The organism is Companilactobacillus muriivasis, assembly GCF_036246245.1.
GTDB classification, from domain to species: Bacteria; Bacillota; Bacilli; order Lactobacillales; family Lactobacillaceae; genus Companilactobacillus; species Companilactobacillus muriivasis.
In genome coordinates, this window is sequence record NZ_BTTQ01000004.1 from 167,388 (window position 1) to 192,379 (window position 24,992).

Consider the following 24,992-nt stretch of genomic DNA (forward strand, 5'->3'; position numbering starts at 1 on the left):
GTTTATGTAAAGAGTATATAGCATTCCATAGAAAATAACTAACAGGCATAGGTAGAGTATGGTAAAAATAAAAAAGCCTAATGAATACACTGACCTCAAAACCGGTTTAACTGCTGCTCAGGTTGATGCTAAGGTCAAAGCAGGACTGACAAATGTCCAGATTAAAAAGCTATCACGACCCATCCCCAAAATTCTGGCCGATAACTTATTCACATTATTTAACTTTCTAAATTTAGTCATTGCTATCCTAATTTTCTTAACTGGTTCCTATCGAAATTTATTCTTCTTAGGACCTGTTGTGGCCAATATCATTATCGGAAGTTATCAAGAAATTCGTGCCAAAGTGACGATTGATAAAATCAGTCTGGTCAACTCGGCTACTTTTACAGTCACTCGAGATGGTACTGATCAGGAAATTGATATTGCTGATCTTGTTGAAGATGACATTGTTTCTATTAAACGTGGCGATACGATTCCAGCTGATGGAATTGTTCGTTATTCTAACGGATTGCAGACCAATGAATCAAGTATTACAGGTGAAGCTGACACGATTAGTAAGAAAACTGACGATGAAGTCTTCTCTGGTAGCTTTGCGATTGCTGGTCAGGCTAAAGTTCAATTGACTCAAGTCGGAACCGAAAGTTTTGTTTCTTCAATTTCCGCAGCCGTTGGTAAAGAGAAACGTTCCGTCAGTGTCTTGATGAAAATTATCAATAATATCATTAAAATTTTAACATATACGATTATTCCTGTCGGGTTAATGTTATTCTTCCGTTCATTCCTAAAAAGTGGCGACTTTGCCAAAGCCATCCTAGGTACTTCAGCATCCGTTATCGGCATGATTCCTGAAGGATTGGTTCTATTAACTTCTGTTGCCTTAGCGACTGGTGCCTACAATTTAACCAAACGTCAAATTCTTGTTCGTTCCCTCAGTGCTATCGAAACATTGGCCCGTGTCGATGTTCTCTGTTTGGATAAAACTGGGACTATCACAACTGGAAAATTAACTGTTAAGAAAACTGAGACTTTTGGCGTTAGCGAACAACAAGTTCATGCAATCGCTCAAAAAATTGTTGACGCTACTCAAGAAACCAACGCCACCGCAATGGCAGTTGAGGCTTTAAAGGCAACACCACTACAACAAGAAGTCAAAGAAGTTATTCCTTTCTCATCTGAAACTAAATATTCTGGATTCGTAACTAATGACAACGTCCGTTATATCATGGGTGCTCCTGAATTCATTATTAAAAACCCTACTCCAGAAATTACGCAAACAGTTGAAAAAGCAGCCGAACATGGATTTCGTGTCATTGCTATTTTGAAAGAATCACCTGAACAAACATTGTTGGGATTGCTAATGATCTCTGACGAAGTGAGAAAACAAGCTCCCGATACCTTCAATTATTTGCGCAATCAGGGTATCGACTTACGAATTATTTCCGGTGATAATCCTGTCACAGTTGCTAACGTTGCTGCTCAAGCTGGAATTGATTCTGGTAAAAACTACATCGACATGAGTACTGTTACTGAAGACGACGACTATCACGACCTAGTTAAGAAATATAAAATTTTTGGTCGTGTCCGTCCTAGCCAAAAAGCTGAGCTCATTAAGGCCATGCAAGATAACGGTCTAACCGTTGGTATGACAGGTGATGGTGTCAACGACGTTCTAGCAATGCGTCAATCAGATTGTAGTGTTGCCATTGCCGGAGAAAGTGACGCTGCCGAGGCTTCAGCAGATTTCGTACTATTAAATAGAAACTTTGATTCAATGATCTTTATGCTCAACGAAGGACGTCGAGTTATCAATAACGTTGAACGTGTAGCATCCCTATTCTTGATCAAGACAATTTATTCAGTCGTTCTCTCGATTATCTTTATCATTCTAGGGACAGGCTACCCATTCCAACCTTCACAATTAACACCAATCAATGCTTTAACAGTTGGTATTCCAACCTTCATCCTGGCATTGGAGCCAAATTACACCCCACCAGCCGGAAGGTTTATGCGAAACGTTATGGAAATCGCGTTGCCAGCGGCCATCTGCAATATACTGTTAATCATGACCATTTCAATTTTAGGCAACCATTTAAACTTCAGTTACGAAACAACTTCAACCCTAGCCGTCTTCACCATCGGATTGATCGGCTACTGCGCATTAATATCCATCAGTAATCCTCTATATTTGCGAAAGAAGATCATGATAGGAATATCATTTGCGTTATTCGTAGTAACATTTATCTTCAGTGGCAATGCTTTCGGCTTACAGAGCATTTTAAGCTGGCAGTACACTTATATTTACATAGCGTTACTGTTAGTCTCATGGCCATTATTTATGTTTATGAGGGAAGTATTGGGAAGAAGAGTGTTCTCTAGGATTAACTGGAAGTGACAGAGAGTGGAGACAGGGCGGTCAGCTCCCGAGCATTTGTGTAACTTCACGAATTACGCACCGAACTTGTGCGTGATTTGGGAAGTTATACAAAGCGGAAGGAGTTGCCCTGTCGGAACTCGTTTTAGAGCCACTGCCTATATAACAAGGTTTAAAAAGGCCAAAATAAATCTAACCAACCAAAAATAGGAGCCGTAATCCCCAATCGGATTGCAGCTCCTATTTACGTTATAACCGAAAGTTGAACACATTTTGTCCCACTATATTTTTTACGACTTCATTCTTCTCAAAATAATAGTACTAATAATCAAAATAACCAGCAAAGCTCCACCGATTACCGTTTGACTAACATGCAACATGCTCAAGCCAAAGATAACGACAAAAGCTACGAAACCTAAAACCATTCCTTGTGTCATTCTGTCCATGGTTTTTCCCCCTATTTGTGGATTCTCATAATCAAGGCGATTGCATAGATGACTAACCCAACTAAAACGGCATAGATAATACTTTGTAAAATTCCATTCATGTGTAAAGTCGAAACAATGGCAACAACTAACCCAGCTACCAACGCAACAACTAACATTTCAATCATCTGACGCATCCAATCAACCCCTTTACTTTAATACCAAGTGTACTCTTTTGTGAAAGCGCAGACAAAAAAATACACCAATATTTAAATTAGTGTATTTTCTAATAATTATCTTAACGTTGAATCGGAAGCTTTGATCCATTCATCAGTAGCAACACGATACATCTTTTGTCCCCTGATAGTTGCAGAACGGTCTGTGTACCAAGGAGTATTTGTATCAAGCGCACGGTCAATGATTACTTGACCACGACTGTTATAAACAGGTGTCAAATTCTTACCATTTGTTGTAGCAACAGTTTGTAGAGGTATGTACTTATAAACATCACTAGCCTTTACATATTCGTTAGTAGCAACACGATAGTATTCAGCACCATTAATAGTCAATGACTTGTCAATGATCCAACTTGAACCTTCTGAAAGGACGACATCATTGTTCAACTTACCTTTTTCGTCATAAATCTTGATGTAACCATTCTTTGGATAACCTGAAACAATGTTATCTTCAGTTTGATCAGATTTTTGAACGTAAACAGTTGATGTTGGTGTGTCCTTGTCAATTGTGTAGTTGACATCATCGGCGTTAACAAATGCATAGTTTGTTGGAGCCTTTAGAACAATCTTAGAGCCATCAGCACCCTTGCCTGCTTCAGTACCAACTTCTTTACCTGTGTCTTGGTCGACATAGGAAATACTGTATGGTGTGTCAGCAGCAACAACATATTTAGTTACGTTTTGATTGTTCTTGAGTAGTAAGAACCCATTATCAAGAACGGAAGCAAAGGCATAACCATCTGGCGCTGTTAATCCGATGTAATCGCCTAAAGCTCCTTCGCTCTTAACAGGTGTTCCTACAACTTTACCAGTAGTCTTATCTCTGTATGTAACAGTGTATGAAAGATTGCCAACAGTGTTTTGAGTCTTCTTAACATAAACATCTTTGCTTGTTTGATCAGCATTCAATGTTTGCATGAAGTCACCCAAGTTAACTAATTGATAACCTGATGGAATGCCCTTTAGATAAGTTGATGAACCATTATCACCAGTTAAGGGATATGTTCCGACTGTCTTACCAGTTGTTATATCCTTATAATTTACAGTTGTATTTACAGGTTTTGTAACTGTAAAGTTAACTTCTGTTGTTGATGCATTCAGCGTAGCTGTTTGATCACCACTTAGTTTGTAATTAGTACCCGCAAGTAATGCATTTGCAGCATCACTATCGATAGTATCTCCAGATTTTCCTGTTGTATCTTTTGTGAGCACAACATTGCCAGTTTTTGCATCTTTAAATACCATCGTATAATTAATGACATCAGTAGTATTTTCAGTTACAGTTGCTTTTCCTGTTACTCCTTTAAATATTATTGCATCACCAGTTGCTGAATCATTTACTGGATTACCGGCAGAATCAATAGCTGCAACATTATATTTAATTGCTGTAAGGTCACTAGTATCTGTTGGCGTTGCCAAGAATCTTTGCTCATTGGTAGCAGTAAATGCAATTGGATTCTTTGCAGCCTCAGCAGTCGATACTGCACGAGCAGGTACAGTTGGAGCACTATATAAATTTACTGTTCCAGTAGCTGGAATACCGTCTCCATAAATATCACTTGGTGTAAATACAACTGCACCACTAGCAGTAACTGAAGCAGGATTTGAGCTCAACTTAGGTGTATTAGTATTACCATTAGCATCATCACCATTTGTTATTTTAGCAGTAACTAACTTAGTTAAATTAGTATTAGCTTCAGAAGCAGACGTAAAGTTCATTGTTGTTCCATTACTAAATGAAACCGTTGGTTTCTCCAAATTATAACTGACTGTTACTTTCTTAGTCGTTCCATTTAGAGTGTAACTAACATCCTTAGCAAAGCCATGATTATCACTTTCAGTAACAGTCATAGGAACTAATTGTCCTTTATCATCTACAATATTCAGTTCACTTTGTAGAGTACTTGAAAATTCACTCGAAGACTTCTTACCAAAAATTGGTGTAGCAGTTAAAGTACTACCATCTACCAAATCCGAAAATTTAGTTTGAGGATTTACCTTATTTGCTGTTGTTTTTGAATTTAATAATTCATTAATAACTTGAATAACATTATTAGCAATTGCACTTGTATCGACATTTAGCGGATCGCCACTTGCAGCTTTAACAACTGAAGTATTTGCCCCTAAAACGGCACTGGATAGCAGAACACCAGCTAAAACCATCTTTGTATATTTTTTCATAAACACATATCTCCCTGATAAAATTAATATATATCTATACTCCTATAGCATATCAGTAATGCATAAAAAAAGAAGGCATTTTTTGTCAAAAATGTCCTCTTTTTTCAATATTCTTAAATAAATTTTAAAGTTTCTTACGTAATTTAGGAATCACTCTTTACGACGGTGATGCATGAACTTGTCATGGTTCTTTTCCATGCCGCATAAATACACAGCTGACAACACAATCACGGCAAATAATGCCAACATCGCGTTAGGTTGATTAAAGAAATAGAGTCCTATCGAAATTAATATCAGTACAATTATCGATACTCTCAGCGTGACCCTAGGTACTTTGTCTTTCATAAGTAATTACCTCTTTGCTTGAGATTGTACTACATATTATGAAAGATTTTTTTCTATCACGCAATTGAGAGGCTCAGAAATTTTACAATTCGTCACCATTTGATTCGATAACCTTCTTATACCAGTAATAGCTTTTCTTTGGTTTACGACTAAAGTCACCTTTTTCATCATCGTCACGATCAACATAAACGAACCCATAACGTTTAGCCATTTGACCAGTACCTGCGGAAACCAAATCAATACAGCCCCAAGGTGTATAACCAATTAAATCAACGCCATCTTTGATAGCTTCCTTCATTTGTTCAATGTGGCCTTTAAGATAATCGATACGATAGTCATCATTGATTGAGCCATCTTTTTCAACTGTATCTCGAGCCCCTAGTCCATTTTCGACAACCATAATCGGAATTCCATAACGGCCATAAACGTCGTTTAGATACCAACGTAAGCCTTTAGGATCCATACTCCAGCCCCATTCACTGTACTTCAAGTAAGGATTCTTAACACCAGTTGAAAAGTTTCCGGCAGCCTCACCTTTACTCTTATCAGTAGTCAAAGTGTTTGATGAATAGTAACTGAAACTATAGTAGTCAACAGTACCTTCCTTTAAAACTTCAGCGTCTTCAGCTGTAATATTCAATTTAACATTGTGTTCATCCCAGAAACGTTGTGCAAAGTGTGGATAAGCACCACGAACTTGAACATCGCCACAGTAATAATTGTTAATTTCGTTAGCTAATTGAGCTTTCAAAATATCGTCTGGATTAGATGTTAACGGATAATTGACGTTACCAGCAATCATGCAACCAATCATATTGTCAGAGCTGATTTCGTGACCAATTTTAACAGCTAAAGCACTGGCAACAAATTGATGATGCAAGCCTTGGAGGTTATTTTGAATATCGGCATCAGTCATTTCAGTATTGAAAGGTGCTGAACCGTCTTTAACTGGCAAACCGAGTGACATATAGCCACCGAATAACATTCCGATATTGATTTCGTTGAAAGTTAACCAATATTTAACGAGACCTTTGTATTCGTTGAACAAAGTTTTCGCATATTTAACGTAGAAGTCAATAACCTTGCGGCTACCCCAACCACCATATACTTCAGTCAAATGATAAGGCATCTCGTAGTGAGAAATAGTTACCAAAGGTTCGATCCCGTATTTGTGGCATTCTTCAAAAACATTGCGATAAAAGTCTAGTCCCTTTTGGTTTGGAGTAGCATCATCGCCATTAGGGAAAATTCTTGTCCAAGCAACTGACATACGGTAAGTTTTATATCCCATACCGGCTAGCAATTTAATATCTTCTTTATAGTGGTGATAAAAATCACTACCTTGATGAGATGGATAATAAGCACCCTTTTGAACCTCTTTAGTAAAAGTACGAGGTTTTTCGTAAGTTCCACCTAATAAAAGATCGGCTGTGCTGACACCTTTACCGTCAACATTCCAGGCACCCTCATATTGATTGGCAGCAGTGGCACCACCCCATAAAAAGTTCTTTGGAAATACGCTCATATGAATTACTCCTTCTTTTTAAACTATATGCCTATGGTAACGCTTTCTATACTTTAAAATAAACATTGAATTTTATGGAGAACTTTGACCAATAAATATCCTATCTACAGAGCCGGAAAAATATTTGTGTGCCAACCCCACATTTTTTTAAAATACGTCCCCGACGAATCGTCTAGCTAATCCAATTCGTTTAACTTCACAAATTAGTCACGCTTTCATTAAAATAAATGAAAATACCTGTGATATGATGAACTTAAAGCTAAATGAAAGGAGTCTTAAAAATGTCGAGAAGAGTTGTCACCGTTGCGATTGATATCAAAAAGATTCCCTATGTTAATGACACAGAAGTTATTTTTACACCTGGGAAACAAAGAATTTGGTACACTGCCAATACCGTTTCAATTGAAATCCCCAAAGTTGTCCAATTTGGAGATGTAATGATAAATAAGTTTATAAATAAATTTTTGAAGAAGTCGAAAAAACAAGATATTCTGAAATTAAGATATTTCACCATGCAAGTTGCAAAACTTTTAAAGAAATCTGATTATAACGAAATTATATTTGAGAATGACGAATTAAAAAATCGGATTTCTTCCAAGTTAACCAAAGAATATGTCATTAGAGATGCAAAAGGAGCTTTATCCACTGAAGGATAGGCTCCTTTTTTTGTGGTGCTGTCTCCGATTGTCAGTAATGCAGTCTGCTATGTGACCGGTGCGAGTCAAGGTCTCGCACCTCGATTTTGAGCTTTGCAAAAACCGCAAATCTCAAAATACGTCAGTGGAGTAAGAGCTAAAGCAATAACACCACTCCCACAGCTGTCTGCATTACTGACAATCGGAGGCTAAGTTTTTATATACCTGCTAATTAATTTACACTTCTAATTTCTTAATCAACGAGAATAAATTCTATTTTAGAAAACACATTGAATAAACAAACTAGTTGGAAGAGCTGAGAGTATTCATCCGCAGCGAAAGTGGCGTTATTGCTTTAGCAATTACACCACCGGACGTGTTGGAGACTTACCGGTTCGTGGTAAGGCTTCAACCGAGGTTCGAGACTGCTCTTTGGCTCGAACCGTGCCGCGCAGCAGATGAATACTCTCAGCTCTGGAAACGGCATATTTAGAGTGCTGTGATAAATGTTAATATTCCTAATACGATTCCTGGTAGATTGGCTATTATTACTGGCCAGTCTTTTTTTCGTTTCAACAGTCCATATGAAACCCACAAGGTACTATTCAACGCTGCACACAACGGCTGCAATGGATTGCCTTTACTGCCTGCTAAATTGTTCATTATTTGAGGAATGTAGGAAACATACATCAAAATTGAAAATAGTGTTGCTAATCGACTGACATAGAATAATAGATCTTTATCGACTTTTTGAACTTTTGGTTGATTCATTTTAATTTCCTCAACATTTTAAATTGTCACTGGTCAAAACTCGGCCGTTGGTACTGATTACTTGTTTGTACCATTCGAATGATTTTTTCTTCTTACGCGCTAAAGTCCCTTGTCCATTATCATCAAGGTCGACATAAATCATGCCGTACCGTTTTGACATTTCACCTGTTGAAGCACTGACTAGATCGATGCAACCCCAAGGTGTATAACCCATAACTTCGGCTCCATCTGCAATTGCTTCACCGATAGCTTCGATGTGGGCCCTTAAATAATTAATTCGATAATCATCATAAATTTTGCCATTGGATTCTACTTTATCTTTCGCACCTAGACCATTTTCGACAACAAAGATGGGTTTTTGATAGCGGTCATATAATTCATCTAATGCAATTCTCAAACCAGTGGGATCGATTTGCCAATCCCAATCGCTGACTTCTAGGAATGGATTTTTCACACCACCCATTAGATTACCGGCCACTTGTTCGTCAGTGATACCAGTAGTTTCAACAGCTGTCGACATATAATAGCTGATAGAAACGAAGTCGACTGGATAAGCTTTCAACTCTTGTAAGTCATCCTTAGTAATATCTAAATCTGCTTTCGTGAACCCATATTTAGCAAATAAACGTTTCGTATAAGCTGGATATTGACCACGAATTTGAACATCACCACAGAAATAATTAAAGTCCTGATTATTCTGCAAGTTGGCAATTTGATTCTTAGGGTCAGAATTGTAGGCGTATGATGTGGCGTACAGCAACATACAACCGACTTGAATATCAGGGTTAAAATCATGCGCAATTTTCACTGCTTTGGAACTGGCAACAAACTGATTGTGCCAAGCTTGGAAAACGTTCTTTTTGTCGTTGCCACCATTACTTGGAATCAAACCTTGTCCCATAATTGGGTGTTGTGAAGCTGAATTTATTTCGTTAAAAGTTAAGAAATAGTGGACTTTGTTACCAAACTTTTCAATAACAGTCTTGGCATATCTGGCGAAGAATTCGATCAATTGACGATTCTTCCACCCACCGTATTCTTTTGCCAAAACTAGTGGCATCTCATAATGAGACAATGTGATGACTGGCTCAATTTTATATTTCAAGCATTCATCAATAACCTTTTCATAGAAATTTAGGCCGGCTTGATTGGGTTCCTGTTCATCCCCACGAGGATAAATTCGACTCCATGAAATTGAAAAGCGATAAGTTTTGAATCCCATTTCGGCAAACAAACCGATATCTTCTTTATAGTGGTGATAATAATCGATGCCTAAATGATTCGGATATTTATACTTGTCTTCATCAATCTCCCAATTAAAATCTGGAGTTTGAACTATCTCAAATCTTTTTTTACCACCAGGAAGTGCATCCGCAATCGAGAGACCACGACCATCTTGATCAAAGCCACCTTCTAATTGATTGGCTGCAGTAGCCCCACCCCATAAGAAATCTTTTGGAAATTCATAATTATTTTCCATTACATATTACCTACACTTTTCAACTCGTTAGTACTCTCAGTTCCAATTTCAAATTTTGAAATTGCTCCATATAAATTGGCTGCGTTATACAATTTAGAACTGACAATTTGTGGTTTAGTTAAAGTATTATTTACAAAATCACTTTCAGCACGCAATTCTTCAAATGCTTCATTGATACCTTCGACGACAATCTTTTGATGCGATATTCCACCACCAATGACATATCTGTCAGCATCCAAAACAGTCTGCATATTGTGAATCAATAGTGCGACATTTCGACAGAATTTTTGGAATCTTTCTTTGGCATAAGTATCGTTATTTCTAATCATTTCAAATACTTTCGGACCATCATCGATATCATCTAACCCATAATGACTGGCAATATCTTGAATTAGTCCAACGGCTGATCCACGACCACCCATCATGTCGTCCTTATCGAATTTTCCAAAACTCATAAAACTGACTTCACCAGCCTGTTGATGGCTTCCATAAACTAGTTGATGATTTAAGAGAATCCCTGAACCAATGCCTGTTCCTAAAACCAACATCACACCATTTTCAACATTCATTAATGAACCTTGCCACATTTCAGCCAGTGTCGCCGCCTTGGCATCATTCTCAACGAAGATAGGTAGTTTGGTGTGCAACTCTTTATTAAAGGAAACTCCATCTAAAAATGGCAGAGCACCACCAAAGCTAATACTTTGATCCGTTGCATTAATTTTTCCAGGTACACTGATGCCGATTCCAGAAATTTGAGCCTGAAATTTTTGAATGATTTCGTTAAAACGATTTAAAAATTCTGTCTGAGAAGTCTTAACAGTATTCTCAGAATACTTCTTTAAAAGTTGTCCTTGATCATTGATCAAAGCGTATTTAAGTTTGGTTCCTCCGATATCAAAAGCCAAATAGGTCTTCATTATATATATATCTCCTAATTTATTTCTAATTGCTACATGTTGTTCAAATACTCTGTTTTATTAAATTTAAAAATTTAAACCATGATTAGTCGAAAGAGATGAGAAATATTTGTGGGCAGTGGAAGTGGTGTTATGGCTTTAGCCATTACACCACCGGGCGTGTTTGGATACTTGCGGTTTTTGCAAGCATTCAAATCGAGGTTCGAGACCGCTCTTTGGCTCGGACCGTTCCGCACAGCCAGTGAATATTTCTCATCTCTGTAGACGGCATCCATAAACTATTACCATATTTTTATTATCGCAATTCTGTTATTATTGATTTGTTGATTATCACTTTTTTTTGACTAATAAAGCTTTTTAAGTGAGGTATATCCATGAATTTTAAAGCGGTTTCAGATTTCTTCCACAGTGCTACCAATCTGTCAGTTTTTATCTTTAATTCTCAAAACGAACAAACTTATTCAGCGAAGATGACAGTCGCACCAACGTTACCGAATGGTCTGCAAGAAAAACTATTAAATCATGTCAATCAAGATATTACGATTTCCATCTTCTCAAGAATTGGTTCCATCGCCACTTTCAGCTTGAATGACTCCAAATTTATCGTTTGGGCAGCCTCAAGTGCTATCACTGGTAATGGTAAATATGGTGACAAAGTTCCATTGATTGACTTCAATACGTTCAAAGCTCAATTGAATTTGTTTTACATATCTTTAACTCAAAAGGTTCCCAACTTTTCCAGCAACCAATTGGATCTGACGGATTATGACATTATCGACCGCCCCAACCAACAACTTGAATCATTCAACGAGCATAAGCCATCGCACAATGGTTATTTGGCTGAACAAAAGATGTTGCTGGGAGTTGAACATGGTAATCTCAAGGAATTCAATGACAATTACGTCACTTTCATGAATCAAGGTAATTTCGGTATTCTGGCCCCCGATGATCTCCGTAGTAAGAAAAATATTACTGTCGCCGCAACAACTCTCTTCACTCGAGCAGCGATTCGTGGCGGTATGTTTGCGGAAGATGCTTATAACCTGAGTGACGAATGCATCAAAAAAACTGAAGCAATCCGTAATATCACCAATGTTTACGAATACACTCGAACAATTGGCGAAAGATTTGTTAAGAATGTGGCTCAAATCAAACGGCAAAACATCCCTTCAATCATCTACCGTGCTCAAGAATATATTTACGATAACCTGACTACGGTGGAAGATGTTTCCGAAATTGCTCAAAGCGTTGGTTGCAGCAAATCCTACCTAATGCACCTTTTCAAAGATACGACCGGCATCAGCGTAGTAGAATTTCTAACAGTTCAAAAGGTCTTGTCAGCCAAACAGTTACTGCTATTCACCCAATTGCCAATCAGTGAAATTGCCACATTAGTCGGCTATAAAAACCAATCGCAATTATCCAGAACATTCAAAAAAATGACCGGATTATCACCATTAGCATTTAGAAAGAACCAACATATTTAAAAAATACTCAATTCAATTTTGAATCGAGTATTTTTTTTGATCTTAATTTTCATCATGTATTAATTAATCGCAATTATTCTGAATATAAAAACATTTGAATATTTTTACATTCAATCAATGACAATTAATTAGTCGGAAGAGCTGGGAAATATTTGTGTGCCGTGGTAGTGGTATAAGGACGGGAGAACCCTCCCGTCCTTATACCACCGGGCGTGTTTGGAGACTTGACGAACTGTGTCAAGGCTTCAAACCGAGGTTCGAGACCGCACTTCGGCTCGGACCGGTCCGCACAGCTTGTGAATATTTCCCAGCTCTGTAGACGGAATATTTAATTAAGAAACTTTGCAATTTTACTTAACGCTTGATCCGTCTCAGGCATATCGAAAAGTACAAAGACATGGAACAAGTCTTGCCAAACATCCCAAGTAACATCGACTCCAGCTTTTTGGCAGAGATAATTCAAAACTTTCGAATCATCGTACTTAACTTCCTCGCTACCACAGTTGATCATCAATGGTGGAAAACCAGTGAAGTCACCGTAAATTGGTGAAACCAACGGATCTTTAGCATATGGATCATCGAAGTAAGGTACTGGGTCTCCAGCTCCCAACAACATCGGATCTCTTTCTTGCATCAAAAATTCTGAAGCCATGACATTGATTTGAGTAATTACTGGTGAAAAGACCGCAATTTTGTCAGGTAATGGTTGTTTTTCTTTTTTCAATTGCAACGTTAATGTCAGTGCCAAAGTAGCACCAGCAGATTCACCGAATACAAAAACGTGATTATACTTTTGCTTTAAAAATTTATAAGCGGCAATAACGTCTTCTTGAGCAGCCGGATGTCTAGCTTCAGGCCATTGACGATAATCAACTGAAAAGCCATCGCAATTCATCTTATTCAACAATCCAAAACAAAGGTTACGACGAGATTTTACTGATCCAGTAGCGTAAGCACCACCGTGGATAAAGAGTAAGACTGTATCATATTTACTATTTTTTAGTTGATAATACTCACCTTTGACTTCATCGTGAAATTCTTCCATCTTTATATTGTCAGGAATAGGAATTCCATTATGTTCATCAGCATCTTTTCTCAAAAAGACTGCTGTTTCAGGTTTTAATTCTTCAGATATTTGTTTCTTAATACCTTTTGAAATTTCAATTGCTTGTTTTGCTTGTTCGCTTAACATAATTTACGACCTCTAATTTTGAGCTTTCATATTATTTGGTAATTTATCAGTATTCTTGTATTCCAATTTCGAATAATTTGCACCAGCCAAAGCAGCAACGATGAATAATACAGCGAAAACTACTAGTCCAGCTTCAAAAGTGAAACCTGGTTCAAGATTATTGAATAATGATGAGATACCTTTAGCAAAATATGGTGAAAGTAGTGTTCCGACATTGGCACAAGTCATAACAACTGAAGTTGAGAAAGCAACTTGACTAGCGGAAGTCATACGATTGATGTTGGCAATCATTGATGCCATAAAGATTGAAACGGAAATTCCGAGCAAGATAACACCAATGGCACTCAAGATCAACGAATGAGAAATTGTTAGTAGTAAGAAAGCTACCGTAGCGAATCCTAGTCCAATGGCAGTTGTGTATTTAAACCAGTGTTTTTGAACATACATGAAGATAAAACCACCAGCGGCCATAGCGAAAGCCATTAATCCTAGTAAAGTACTTGCATCGGAAGCAGTTCCGTAATTACGTGAAACAACTAGGAGAGCAAATTTAATAGAAATAAAAGCGAAGGTTGCGTTAAACATGAAAGCAAAGAATGCTAATAACCAAATTTTACCGTCAACTTTTTTACTGTCATTAGTTTTACTTTCACCTGAATGAGAATCTGAAATCATACCGACAGTCTTTGGAACATAAATACCTACTAGAAGAACGATTGGTAAAACAATCAAATAGATCCAGTATGACATTTGCCAACCACCGTTCAATAAAACTCCGGCAGCGTAAGTCATAACAAACATTCCTAAGCCTTGGAAAACACTTGATAGCCCTAACATCTTCTGTTGATCATGACCCTCATATAATTGAATAATAAGAGATTGTGAGAATGACATTAATAAACCAGTTCCGAGTCCTAAGACGATTCTGGAAGCTAAAATCAATGGGAAATTCATTGTAACAGCTGGAACAATTCCCCCAATAAAAATCAAAGCTAAACCAGTCATGATGGTTCTTTTAACACCGATAAAGTCGGCCACAATATTACTAATTGGTGTAAAGATAATGATTCCAAGTGATGGAATAGTCATAAGTAATTCAATTGTTGTCGCACCGATATTGGGGAAACTCTTCATCATCAAAGGTATAGTAGCTGCCGTAGCACCACCACTTACCGTAAAGACAGACAATATTAAAATTGCAAAACGCGTCATTATTTTTTTCATAATTAATTATCCTTTTTTATTTGTTCTGTTTCATAATCCATAAACATCTGATTAATTTGAGTTACTTGTTCTTTATTCAAAGGTGAAAAGCCAATGCCCTTCATTTCCTGACTCAACTGTAAGATTGAGTAATCTTTGAAGTGATCCATGTTGCCAGGTAAATTCAAGAAACCCCAGAATGGAACTAATTGGTTGAGTTTATCAGTAATATTCTTATCATCAATGAATTTAACTAATGCTGTGTGAACGTCAAAGTTATTTACAAATGGCGTTGCTGGACGGTAACTAATTTCATGATGACCAGCTGGTAGAATATCGCCGTTCTGATGTTTAACACCATCAGCAATCCATTCATCAGTTCTAGGTAGATTAACGACAGCTGATTGATTGTATGGCAAATCCAAAGTCACTTGTACTTCACTACCTGCTTTATCCACAATCTTCCAAGCGACTTTCACTTGACCAGTAACCAACTGTGTATAACCTTCCATTGAGCGGAACTTAGGACTAATCGCCGGCTTAATTTCTAGTTGTTGACCCTGCTTGATACCCAATAAGTATTCGTAAGCCCACTGCATAACAGCACCTGTTGAATAGTGATTCAATGAATTCATACCGTTATCATTAATTTTTCCATCAGGTTTAACTGAATCCCAGCGTTCCCAAATTGTTGTCGCACCCAACTTAACTTGATAAAGCCAACTTGGATAATCTTCATTCAAGAACATTTGAACAGCTAATTCATTCTGACCGTTCTGTGATAAAGCTGGTAATAACGCTGGTGTCCCAACAAATCCAGTTGTTAAATGATTCCGATCTTTTTCAATTCTTTCCACAAGCTTGTCGGTCAAATTTGCTTGGTCGCCTTGTGGATAAAGTTTAAATTTCAAGCACAATGCCAAAGCAGTCTGTGTATCTGTTATCAAACGACCACTAGCTGTAAAGAATTCACCAACAAAGGCTTCCTTAATCTTGTCAGCTAATAATTGATAATATTCGTACTCCCGTTTGGCATTCAAAACCTTAGCACTAGCGGCAACTATCTTAGCTGATTGATAGTAGTAAGCACTGGCAATCAATTCATCCGGTGTCTTACCTTTCAAATGCATAATATCTTCGGTATCGAGTGCCAACCAATCACCTAACTGATCCGCATCCAACCACAAGAATTCATTATGTGTTGTTTTAGCATAATCGTGAACCCAATCGACCCAAGACATCATCGCACCAAAGTTTTGACGTAAAATTGAAGCATCTTTAGTTCTGGTGTAATTTGTCCAAGGAATAATTGTTGCGACATCGCTCCAGACAGCTTTTCCACCATCGTCACAATCAACCGCAGGCACATACAATGGAACTTTTCCATCATTGATACTCTGCTCAACTGCGACATCATAAGCAAATTTTCGATTAAATTGATAAGTGTCCATGTTATAACTGGCAGTTTTAGCAAAAATAGCTGCATCTCCGGTCCAACCAAGGCGTTCATCACGTTGCGGACAATCTGTTGGCACATCCATAAAGTTGCTACGTTGTCCCCATTGAATATTGCTGAATAATTTATTAACTAATTTATTGTCGGAATGAACATTGCCAATGGTTTCCATATCTGAATAAAGTGCTTGAGCTTGAAAATCGTTAATATCGAAATCATTAGGAAAACCGATCAATTTAACGTATCTAAAGCCAAAGTATGTGAAGTGTGGTCTAACCAAATGTGACTTTCCATCACTGACATAAGTGAAAGTTGCTCGAGCTGAGCGTAAGTTTCCGCGATATAGCTCCCCATTTTGCATGATCTCACCGTATTCTAATTCGACTTTAGTTCCCTTAGGTAGATTATTTTTGAACGCTACCCAACCAGCCATATTCTGACCAAAGTCGAGCACGACGCCATCACTCGGTGTGATGATTTTTTCTTTAACATTGAAAACCTCATGTTGCTTAATTGGTAAACTCAAATGGTCCTTGAGATGTTTTGTAGGTTGATCAAATTGTTTGAGTGGCAAAGCAACGGTCGAAACAGTCTCGTCGAAATCTTCACCATAATAAATTCCAGAATGGCTAACTTGCGAAGTCTTAGCTTGCCATGAATCATCAGTTCCAATCGCATGTTCAATGCCACTGTTGTCAATGTAATCAATTTCTGCATTGGCCATTAAGGCATTGCCATATTGATTGGCTTTACCACCATGTTCCTTGATACCAAGCTTTCCTCGATACCATCCATCACCTAGACTGATGCGAATTGTGTGAACACCAGGAGTCTGAATAAATTTGGTAATATCATGTGTCGCAATTTGAACGTAGTAATTGTAATTAGTAAAACCAGGTGCTAAATATTCGTCGCCTACTTTTACATCATCGATATATACTTCATAAAGTCCTAATCCACTGACGTACAATCGACCTTGCTTAATTTCTTTAGGAAAATTGATTTGCTTGATCAAATCCAAGCCATGAACACTGGCATCGTCAGTTCCAATCCAATTGCTCTTGTCAAAACCAGTCATCAGACCAGTTTCAAAGAACGCTGTTTTACTAAAATTTTCTTGACCAGTGCGTAATTCAAAGTTCACATCATATCTAGTCTTGCTTTGTAATTTGAAGACCGGTTTAAAACTCAAATCTTCGGCAGCTTGCCATTCTGTTTCAAAGACAGTCTTATTATTTGTTGTAATTGTTAATTTCTTTTCTAAATCTTCGGGATATTTATCGGCATGAATCGTACAGTTAATGAATAAATCATTTAGCTCAAATCCAATGGGATTATTCATATGGTTTATCTTTACTTGTTTAATTTCCAAATCACGTTTCCCCCATTTTTCTTTTAGTAATCGCTTTCACTATGTATAATATGCGCTATTTTTAGATAAGATTTACATATCGTGTCATTTTTTTACAAATTAAGCTGTTCATTGCAAAAAAAATAATCCCAACCAAATTAATGATTGAGATTATTTTTTATAACTAAAGGTTCCAAATAGATAACATAACCGTCGTATTAATCGTAATTAAAATTCATTTAGTACATTTATACTAATAAAATTAAATTAGTCGGAAGATATGAGAATATCACCCGCTGTGGGTGTGGCGTTATGGCTTTAGCCATTACACCACCGGGCGAGTTTGGAGACTTACCGAACTGTGGTAAGGCTTCAAACCGAGAGACGAGACCTTGGCTCGGCCCGGTCCGCATAGCAGGTGAATATTCTCATATCTGGAGACGGCCGAGTAACTATTTGATTTCTGTATAGCTATCACGTACTTCAAACAATGAATCGATTGATTCATTCATTTCTGTCATACGAATGGCATCGCCAACTAGATCTGTCACTGACAAAATCTTAAGTTTGTCGAATTGACATTCATCTGGAATAACGATTGAGTCAGAAACTAAAACTTCCATCAAGATAGAATTTTCTAGTCTCTTGGCAGCATCTTTAGAAAAGATTGGGTGTGTTGCTGCAGCAGAAATAGTTTTGGCACCAGCAGCTTCAACAGCTTTAGCACTATTAACCATTCTTGTTCCGGTATCAATCAAGTCATCAACGATAACACATTGTTTACCTTCAACATCACCGATAATATCAGGAACAACTTCTTCATCTTCTGTCGATCTTTGATCAACAATTGCAATTTGTGAGCCAAAGACTTCAGCCAATGAACGAGCACGTTTTGTTGAATTGTGATCAGGAGCTACAAAGACGAAATCGTCTGGGTTCTTGATTTTCTTTTCGAAATAGCTAGCGAAAATTGGCATTGCACGCAAGTGATCAACAGGAATATCAAAGAATCCTTGAATTTGGTCAGCATGCATATCAAGTGCCATAACACGATCAACGCTACCTAATTCCAACATATTAGCAAATAACTTAGCTGAGATAGGTTCTCTTGAACGAGACTTTCTATCTGAACGAGTATATGCAAAATATGGCAAGACACAAGTGATTGTTGCAGCACTAGCACGTCTCAATGCATCAACAGCAATCATCAATTCCATAAAGTTGTCATTTACGGGATCTGAAACTGAATGGATAATGTAAACGTCTCTTCCACGAATACTTTCATTGATTTGAATGTTAATTTCGCCATCACTAAAGTGTGAAACGGAAGCATCCAACAATGGAACTCCCATGTAATCAGAAATTCTCTTAGCTAATGGTTTATTACCATTTAAAGAAAGTAAAGCAATTTTATCTAATGCATTATTAGACATATTGTCCTCCAAAATTATATAAGCACTGGTCTATCAACAGGTTTACCCTCGTTAGCAATAACCAATCCCATGTCATTATCAGTCAATTGACGGTCTCGATTACGCATTCCCGATTGTGAAACTATTGTAAACTTATACTTTAATTTTACACTCAAACGGAGGTAATTATCCAGTATATATGAATCTATTTTTCCATTTAGATAAAGATGATACCCTGGATATTTTTTCATAACGCTTTCAACTGTCGCTTGATTTTCCTCGTTTTTAAGCTGTGCAACCGTTAAAGCGATTGCAACACGTTCGGCAAAGTTACCTAAGAATTTGTTCTTCTCATCAGGCTTTAATTGCGGTTTCCCAAAAATATTATCTTTGATGTAATCTTCAACGTTAGTCATATTTGCCCTCCATACGCCATAGTATATCTAAAATGTTGTTGTATTAAAAGAAAACTCCTTTTTATTGCCGCCTTCGGGTGTGAGAAATTCTGCCTGCTGTGGGACCGACTCGAGCCAAAGTTCGGTCTCGAGTCTCGCTTTTGAGCCGAAAACCGCGTCTCAAAAGTCGTCCATAGTATAAGGACTTGCGTCCTTATACTATCTTCACTGCTGGCAGATTTCTCACACCCGAAGGCTAATTGGTTTTTAATTCAACGGATTTGGATATTACTCTCATTGAAATATACTTCTTAATTTCTTTTAAATTCTATTAATAAACATATCCGAATGAACTATACAAAAAAGAACAAATTATTTACATCCAATTTATTAAAAAATAGCTGATAACTAGTCGGAAGAGCTGAGAAATATTCACCCGCTGTGGGCGTGGCGTTATGGCTTTAGCCATTACACCACCGGGCGTGTTTGGAGACTCGCGTTTTTTGCGAGGCTTCAAACCGAGGTTCGAGACCGCTCTTTGGCTCGGAACGGTCCGCATAGCAGGTGAATATTTCTCAGCTCTGGAGATGGCCATAATTGTAACGCTTTGTATGTCCTAAGCCTTTAGCTGTATAATAATGGCAAAGAGAAAGGATGTGTTACTTATGGACGAAATGGTATTTTTTAATCCCGGCGATGCAATTGCTAATTCAAAAGATTACGGCGAAGCTGTCCGTGGAGCACAAATCTACAAGGCAAAAGATCCGTATGAATCATCCCTAATTATCGCTGAGGATGTTAGCGATAATAAGAGTTTTGCTGTTTACTTTGCTAAAGATGAGAAATCTCACCTTAAAGATTCTGATTCTAGTATTGTTCAATATCACTTGAAGAAAAAAATTTAGATTATTAGTTCAAAAACTCCAAATCCTGTCGGATTTGGAGTTTTTTTATTTATCATCTGAATAGTATTCCAAAGTTTTCTTCAATTCTTTACGCAATCTCTCGATTAAAGATTGTGGTCCTAGAACTTTAACCTGTGCACCCTGACTCAACACCCACAATAAGGCTCCTTCTGAGAACAAATCCCCTTCAACAATTGTCATATCTGTATTCTCTGGGTCATCATCACTAGAAAGATGTGAATTAGGCACGTTCTCCAATGTCACCTGCTCATTACCCTCATAACTAAATTTATAATGAATATGATTTCCGCCGCTTAACAAAAAGGTTTTATTAATCATGCGACCAATATCAGGCCGTTTATCTGCCGGGACGTTGACTGCCTTTCCATTAGGAACAATTTTTCCAAACTGATCCATGCGGTAAAGAAAAGTTTTGTCGGCATCAATCAAATACATCATTATATAAAAATGATGGTTATCATAATACATGCTCAAAGGTACCCCTACTTGCGACCCCAAAACATTAGCTCCGTTGGAAACTCCATTATATTTGAAAGTAATCGACTTCTTAGCAATGATCCAATCTGAAAATTGCTTGACTCTTGGAAAAATTAATCCGTCCACAGCTGGAATATAACTTTCACTCGTCGTTGTTAAAAGTGTTTTTATATTTGATTGATCCTCGGTCGCAACAGACTCCAACAATTGTTCGGTTACATCGTTTAATTCCTTTTTACTTAAGGCTCGGCTACCAATTAAAATTTTCAAAATAGCCAAAACTTCAGCTGAATCTATAACTCCAATATTAGTAACATAATATTTCTTTTGGACAGTATTGTAGTGCAATACATATCTGGCTGAAAAATCCTCGTTATTCCTAATTGCCTCCAAATCCCTGTGGAAAGTCCGTCCAGATTTTCCATAGGTGGCTCGGTAATTATCGAAATCGATTTTCCCGCCTCGTAACATTCTCATCAATATATTAACAATCCGTTCACTACTGTTCATTTGTTTATCCCCACTTTTTGATACTCAGGATTTCTCAAATGGCTTACTGATTAATCCTTGTAACAAAATTCAGACTATCATCTGGGGGTGTCACATTATGGCGATACAGATGGCTTAACAAAATTTCTTCAAAAAATATTAGTTTAATTTGAAAAAAGGCGAGATTGGTTTTTGAATATTAACGCAAATAAGAGCTGCAATCCGATTGGGGATTACAGCTCTTATTTGTATCAGTACGTTAAATTGTTATGAAATCTAACAATTTATAAAGCGTTTGTTTATTATCATCAGAAATCTTAGTTTGTAAAATTTCTTTACTTGTTTGATTCAAAACTGAATCTTTTATATATGGAAAATCATTCACAACCATTTCACGCACATTGTCAGCCTTAGGTTCCAAGTGGAATTGTAAACCAACAATACGATGATTCATTATGAAACCTTGATTCTCCAACTTATCACTTGAGAATAACAATTGAGCTTGAGCAGGAATTTCAAACATTTCTTCATGCCAATGTAAGACATTTAACTCCTCAGGAATATTAAGAAACTTTACATCACGTCGATAAACCGGCGCAAAACCAACTTCTTTAGCTGGAGCCTTGGTAACGTCATATCCCAAAGTCTTAACAATCTGTTGGGCACCGTAACAAACCCCAAAGATAGGTTTTTCCTGATCCATCAACGTTTGAATCAACTCACGCTCTTGTTCGATCCAAGGTAAATCATCATTAGGACTCATGGGTCCGCCTAAAATTACAAGCATGTCAGTTTCTTCAGCGGTTGGTAAATAACCGAATTGATAAGGATGATAAATATACATTTCATGACCATTCTTTCGTGACCAATCCTGAATCATCCCTGGTCCTTCATTTGGTGTATGTTGCAAAACGTTTATTCTCATAAGAATCCTTTCACATCAACGGCAATGTTTGATTTGGGTATCGCCAATATCCCAAGATGAAATAAGTATATCACGCTGCCTCAATCAAATATTCTAAAAACGCAAACTTGGTGCCGCCATGCTCTTTCAATGATTCATCTCCAGTATCCATTTGCCATAAATCAGAATTCAATTTGTAATTGTTCTTTACACAAAATTCATTTAATTGTTTCAAACCTTTACAAATTCCCGGAGTATTATTCTCAACTTTAACAACTGCATATTTCCCAGCCTGCTTTTCAATCTTAGGCATAGCTTTCCCACTGTTATTAGTCGTGGATTCCTTGATTACTCTAAAGCCAGCGTCTGCGTATAAATCAGCTTGTGCTCCAGGTAAATCAGTCAAAAATCCTGATTGTGAACCATCCATCAAAGCCAAGGTATCTAATTGTTGATAAAAACTAGAGAATAATTCAGCAACTTCTTCAGCGGTACAAGATACTGATGCTTTTGAACACCAAAATTCGACTCGGGGACGTTGGAGTGCCATTGCCTGATACAATGGCACTTCTAACTCAGTTTCTTTATTCAATTTTTGCGCTACAACATTTTTAATCTTCGATAATTCATCAATTTTAGAATCGATACTTGCTTGAACATCCAATAATTCATTGACCATAGCTTTATCCGTCGTGGATTGTAATTCTTTGATGCGACTCAAAGACACACCCATTTTCTTTAATCCTAAAATGAATAACAAATCGTATAACTGACTGTATTCATAATAGCGATAGCCAGCAACGTTGCGGGATTTGGGTTGAAATACTCCCTCTTCATCGTAAAAAATCAGAGTTCGTCTAGTTGTGTTGGCTAGTTTGGCCATTTCACTTATTTTTAGCATAGTTACCTCCTAACTTTAAAAAAATTATAGTGTTGTAAAGTACTGTTTAATCTTAAGCGACATCAAGTGACGTCTATTTTCAAGAAACTTATTGTAATCATTAAAGTCGTAATTCATTAATTCCTTGGGAATAGCATTTTTCTCAAATGATTCATCACTCATAAATTCTGTCACTTGTGTATCATGCAAATATTCTTGTGGTGCTTTATCGCTTATTAACAAATTACGAGGTTGTGTTAACCAAGTATAATTAGCTACCTGATTATATTGCTGTTGTGAAAAGTTCTTAGCTTTTAGATATGCTTTTGGAAAAATATGATGTACGTTTCCTTGATTCTCTATCAGACTAGAAACACGATGATCTTTCTCTAGCCAAGCTAAATCGTTAGCACGTACTTGTGACATTTGGAAAATTCTCCAAACATTAGCTGCCGTTGATGATGTTTCCAACTTATTTGGCAAAGTTACGTTCCAAAAATCATCCGACAATTCTTGTTTGGAAATTCTATCAACAATCTCTTGAGGATCATCATTGATAAATAACTTAATATCCATCTCACTCTTTGATTCTGAAGACCCACTATACCTATTAGTTAAAGCTGACATGACAACCCAACGTTTAACGATTGACTCTATTTCACTTTCAGATAAATCATTCTTATTCTTTAAAAATAAATAAAGTGAATATCCAAAATTCAATACACCCATACCGTTCAAACCAAGCACACCATTATCGCACATACCTAAACTTTTAAGAATCATAATGTATCGTTCAAAATTAGATTGATTTACCATTTGTTCGACACCGTGTTTTAAATGAGTATAGGCATCAGACATAGCTTCCGCTGTAAAGGTTCTACTCTTAAACTCCCGTCCAGAAATCAAGCTTACTAAATCTGAATGTTTACCACGTCCAAATTCAAACCCTAAAACGACATGAAATAAATCTCCAAATCTTGGATTGTACAAGTTTGAATTTTCATTTTTAGCCCATTTGATTAATGAAAAATATTCAGTATTCAAAAATTCTTTATCATTATTAGCTATCGAATCAATCGATAATGGATCGGCTAACAAACGGGAAAAATATTCAACACATTTTCGGATATTGTTGCCATCATGCTCAGTATCGGACGAAAGTTTTGACATTATAAAATCGGCTGTCGATAACTCAGTTCCTTTAGAATTTATTCTATTAAATATTTCAGTAACAGATTCAATCGGCAAACTTGCATCTAATTCAATATTACCAATATCATTGTTGATCAATTGCAAAATCTTTTTAACTGCTTCTGCAATATCGTTGGGATCAGTTCCACTATTTTTTGCAAACGTTGGAATAAAATCCCATTCATGAAATTCACTACTGAACAGCACCGAAATATCGGGAATCCATTGTGGATCCTTAGCAATTGCACCATTGAATGTTTGAAATTTTTCTTCGATAGGATTAAATGAAATTCTAATACGTTTATATTGAAACTTGGAATTCATAACCTTCTCGCCAGCAATTGCCGCACGTAGAGCCGTAACACGTTGTTGTCCATCAATCATGATTTTCTTACCCGTTGAGATACTGCCATCTTTCAAATGAATGCTCGGGTTATTCCAAGTAATGATATATCCAACCGGAAAACCATTATATAGTGAATCTATAAAATCGCGAACCTTAACAGAACTCCACACAAAAGGTCTCTGTAATTCTGGCAAGCCTATCTCACCACTACTGATCCAATTTAACAATGTTCCAACAGAAGTATTTTGAACTCTATATTTTCTTGATTCTATATTATTCATCTTGCAAATCCCCCAAATTAAATCCTCAACATCAATTTTATTACATTTTCGATAAAAAAATACCGTCACAATTAAGTAACGGAATAAATATATATCTGGACATAAAAAAACCT

20 protein-coding genes are annotated in these 24,992 nt (G+C 37.0%); 4 read left to right on the forward strand and 16 right to left on the reverse strand.

All coding sequences use genetic code 11. The features are described from left to right. Positions 1–58: 58 nt before the first annotated feature. Positions 59–2,392: an HAD-IC family P-type ATPase gene (locus AAA923_RS06545; protein ID WP_338215648.1), complete on the forward strand. Its 2,334-nt coding sequence runs from the start codon at positions 59–61 to the stop codon at positions 2,390–2,392. Between the two features lie 269 nt (positions 2,393–2,661). Here AAA923_RS06545 and AAA923_RS06550 read toward each other — a convergent pair whose 3' ends face one another. The 4 genes from AAA923_RS06550 to AAA923_RS06565 all read right to left on the reverse strand — a co-directional run bounded on the left by AAA923_RS06550 (position 2,662) and on the right by AAA923_RS06565 (position 7,083). Further along, positions 2,662–2,817: a hypothetical protein gene (locus AAA923_RS06550; protein WP_157492446.1), complete on the reverse strand. Its 156-nt coding sequence runs from the start codon at positions 2,815–2,817 to the stop codon at positions 2,662–2,664. Between the two features lie 11 nt (positions 2,818–2,828). Next, entirely contained in the window at positions 2,829–2,993 is a 165-nt protein-coding gene (locus tag AAA923_RS06555; RefSeq protein ID WP_171000486.1) for a hypothetical protein, read from the reverse strand. A gap of 96 nt (positions 2,994–3,089) precedes the next feature. Then, positions 3,090–5,213 (reverse strand): SLAP domain-containing protein, encoded by a 2,124-nt coding sequence (locus AAA923_RS06560; protein ID WP_338215652.1) that lies wholly within the window; start codon positions 5,211–5,213, stop codon positions 3,090–3,092. A gap of 427 nt (positions 5,214–5,640) precedes the next feature. After that, positions 5,641–7,083, reverse strand: coding sequence for a glycoside hydrolase family 1 protein (locus tag AAA923_RS06565; protein WP_338215654.1), 1,443 nt, complete (start codon positions 7,081–7,083; stop codon positions 5,641–5,643). Between the two features lie 281 nt (positions 7,084–7,364). On the opposite strand from AAA923_RS06565, the gene AAA923_RS06570 reads away from it, so the two are divergent. Next, on the forward strand, positions 7,365–7,739 hold the full coding sequence (locus AAA923_RS06570; RefSeq protein ID WP_338215655.1) for a hypothetical protein: 375 nt from the start codon (positions 7,365–7,367) through the stop codon (positions 7,737–7,739). A 468-nt stretch (positions 7,740–8,207) separates the two neighbouring features. On the opposite strand, the gene AAA923_RS06575 is transcribed toward AAA923_RS06570, so the two are convergent. Genes AAA923_RS06575 through AAA923_RS06585 form a run of 3 tightly spaced genes read right to left on the reverse strand, consistent with a single transcriptional unit; the run spans position 8,208 to position 10,889 of the window. After that, positions 8,208–8,489, reverse strand: coding sequence for a SemiSWEET family transporter (locus AAA923_RS06575; RefSeq protein WP_338215656.1), 282 nt, complete (start codon positions 8,487–8,489; stop codon positions 8,208–8,210). Positions 8,490–8,499: 10 nt separating this feature from the next. Further along, complete coding sequence (locus tag AAA923_RS06580) at positions 8,500–9,969, reverse strand: glycoside hydrolase family 1 protein (RefSeq protein ID WP_338215658.1); 1,470 nt, start codon at positions 9,967–9,969, stop codon at positions 8,500–8,502. Beyond that, positions 9,969–10,889, reverse strand: coding sequence for an ROK family protein (locus AAA923_RS06585; protein WP_338215660.1), 921 nt, complete (start codon positions 10,887–10,889; stop codon positions 9,969–9,971). Before AAA923_RS06585 ends, AAA923_RS06580 begins: the two co-directional genes overlap by 1 nt. A 374-nt stretch (positions 10,890–11,263) precedes the next feature. On the opposite strand from AAA923_RS06585, the gene AAA923_RS06590 reads away from it, so the two are divergent. After that, a complete protein-coding gene (locus AAA923_RS06590; protein WP_338215662.1) occupies positions 11,264–12,376 on the forward strand; it encodes a helix-turn-helix domain-containing protein in 1,113 nt (370 codons plus the stop codon). 328 nt (positions 12,377–12,704) lie between these two features. Here the strand turns inward: AAA923_RS06590 and AAA923_RS06595 are convergent, their stop codons facing one another. The 5 genes from AAA923_RS06595 to AAA923_RS06615 all read right to left on the reverse strand — a co-directional run bounded on the left by AAA923_RS06595 (position 12,705) and on the right by AAA923_RS06615 (position 19,406). Beyond that, positions 12,705–13,568, reverse strand: a complete 864-nt coding sequence (locus AAA923_RS06595) for an alpha/beta hydrolase (RefSeq protein WP_338215664.1) — start codon at positions 13,566–13,568, stop codon at positions 12,705–12,707. A gap of 12 nt (positions 13,569–13,580) precedes the next feature. Further along, on the reverse strand, positions 13,581–14,792 hold the full coding sequence (locus AAA923_RS06600) for an MFS transporter (protein ID WP_338215666.1): 1,212 nt from the start codon (positions 14,790–14,792) through the stop codon (positions 13,581–13,583). A gap of 2 nt (positions 14,793–14,794) precedes the next feature. Further along, positions 14,795–17,599: a family 78 glycoside hydrolase catalytic domain gene (locus AAA923_RS06605; protein WP_338215668.1), complete on the reverse strand. Its 2,805-nt coding sequence runs from the start codon at positions 17,597–17,599 to the stop codon at positions 14,795–14,797. A 431-nt stretch (positions 17,600–18,030) separates the two neighbouring features. Further along, the gene (locus AAA923_RS06610; RefSeq protein WP_338215670.1) at positions 18,031–19,011 is read right to left on the reverse strand and encodes a ribose-phosphate diphosphokinase; all 981 of its coding nucleotides are present in this window, start codon (positions 19,009–19,011) and stop codon (positions 18,031–18,033) included. Between the two features lie 14 nt (positions 19,012–19,025). Continuing rightward, on the reverse strand, positions 19,026–19,406 hold the full coding sequence (locus tag AAA923_RS06615) for a YueI family protein (RefSeq protein ID WP_041501647.1): 381 nt from the start codon (positions 19,404–19,406) through the stop codon (positions 19,026–19,028). 644 nt (positions 19,407–20,050) lie between these two features. Between AAA923_RS06615 and AAA923_RS06620 the strand changes: the two genes are divergently transcribed. Beyond that, a complete protein-coding gene (locus tag AAA923_RS06620; RefSeq protein ID WP_137611264.1) occupies positions 20,051–20,290 on the forward strand; it encodes a hypothetical protein in 240 nt (79 codons plus the stop codon). A 45-nt stretch (positions 20,291–20,335) separates the two neighbouring features. Here AAA923_RS06620 and AAA923_RS06625 read toward each other — a convergent pair whose 3' ends face one another. The 4 genes from AAA923_RS06625 to AAA923_RS06640 form a co-directional block, all read right to left on the reverse strand. Further along, entirely contained in the window at positions 20,336–21,298 is a 963-nt protein-coding gene (locus AAA923_RS06625; protein WP_338215674.1) for a helix-turn-helix transcriptional regulator, read from the reverse strand. Between the two features lie 238 nt (positions 21,299–21,536). After that, complete coding sequence (locus AAA923_RS06630; protein ID WP_338215676.1) at positions 21,537–22,202, reverse strand: type 1 glutamine amidotransferase; 666 nt, start codon at positions 22,200–22,202, stop codon at positions 21,537–21,539. Between the two features lie 70 nt (positions 22,203–22,272). Continuing rightward, complete coding sequence (locus tag AAA923_RS06635; protein WP_338215678.1) at positions 22,273–23,082, reverse strand: MerR family transcriptional regulator; 810 nt, start codon at positions 23,080–23,082, stop codon at positions 22,273–22,275. A gap of 24 nt (positions 23,083–23,106) precedes the next feature. Next, entirely contained in the window at positions 23,107–24,879 is a 1,773-nt protein-coding gene (locus AAA923_RS06640; protein ID WP_338215679.1) for a GmrSD restriction endonuclease domain-containing protein, read from the reverse strand. Positions 24,880–24,992: the final 113 nt, after the last annotated feature.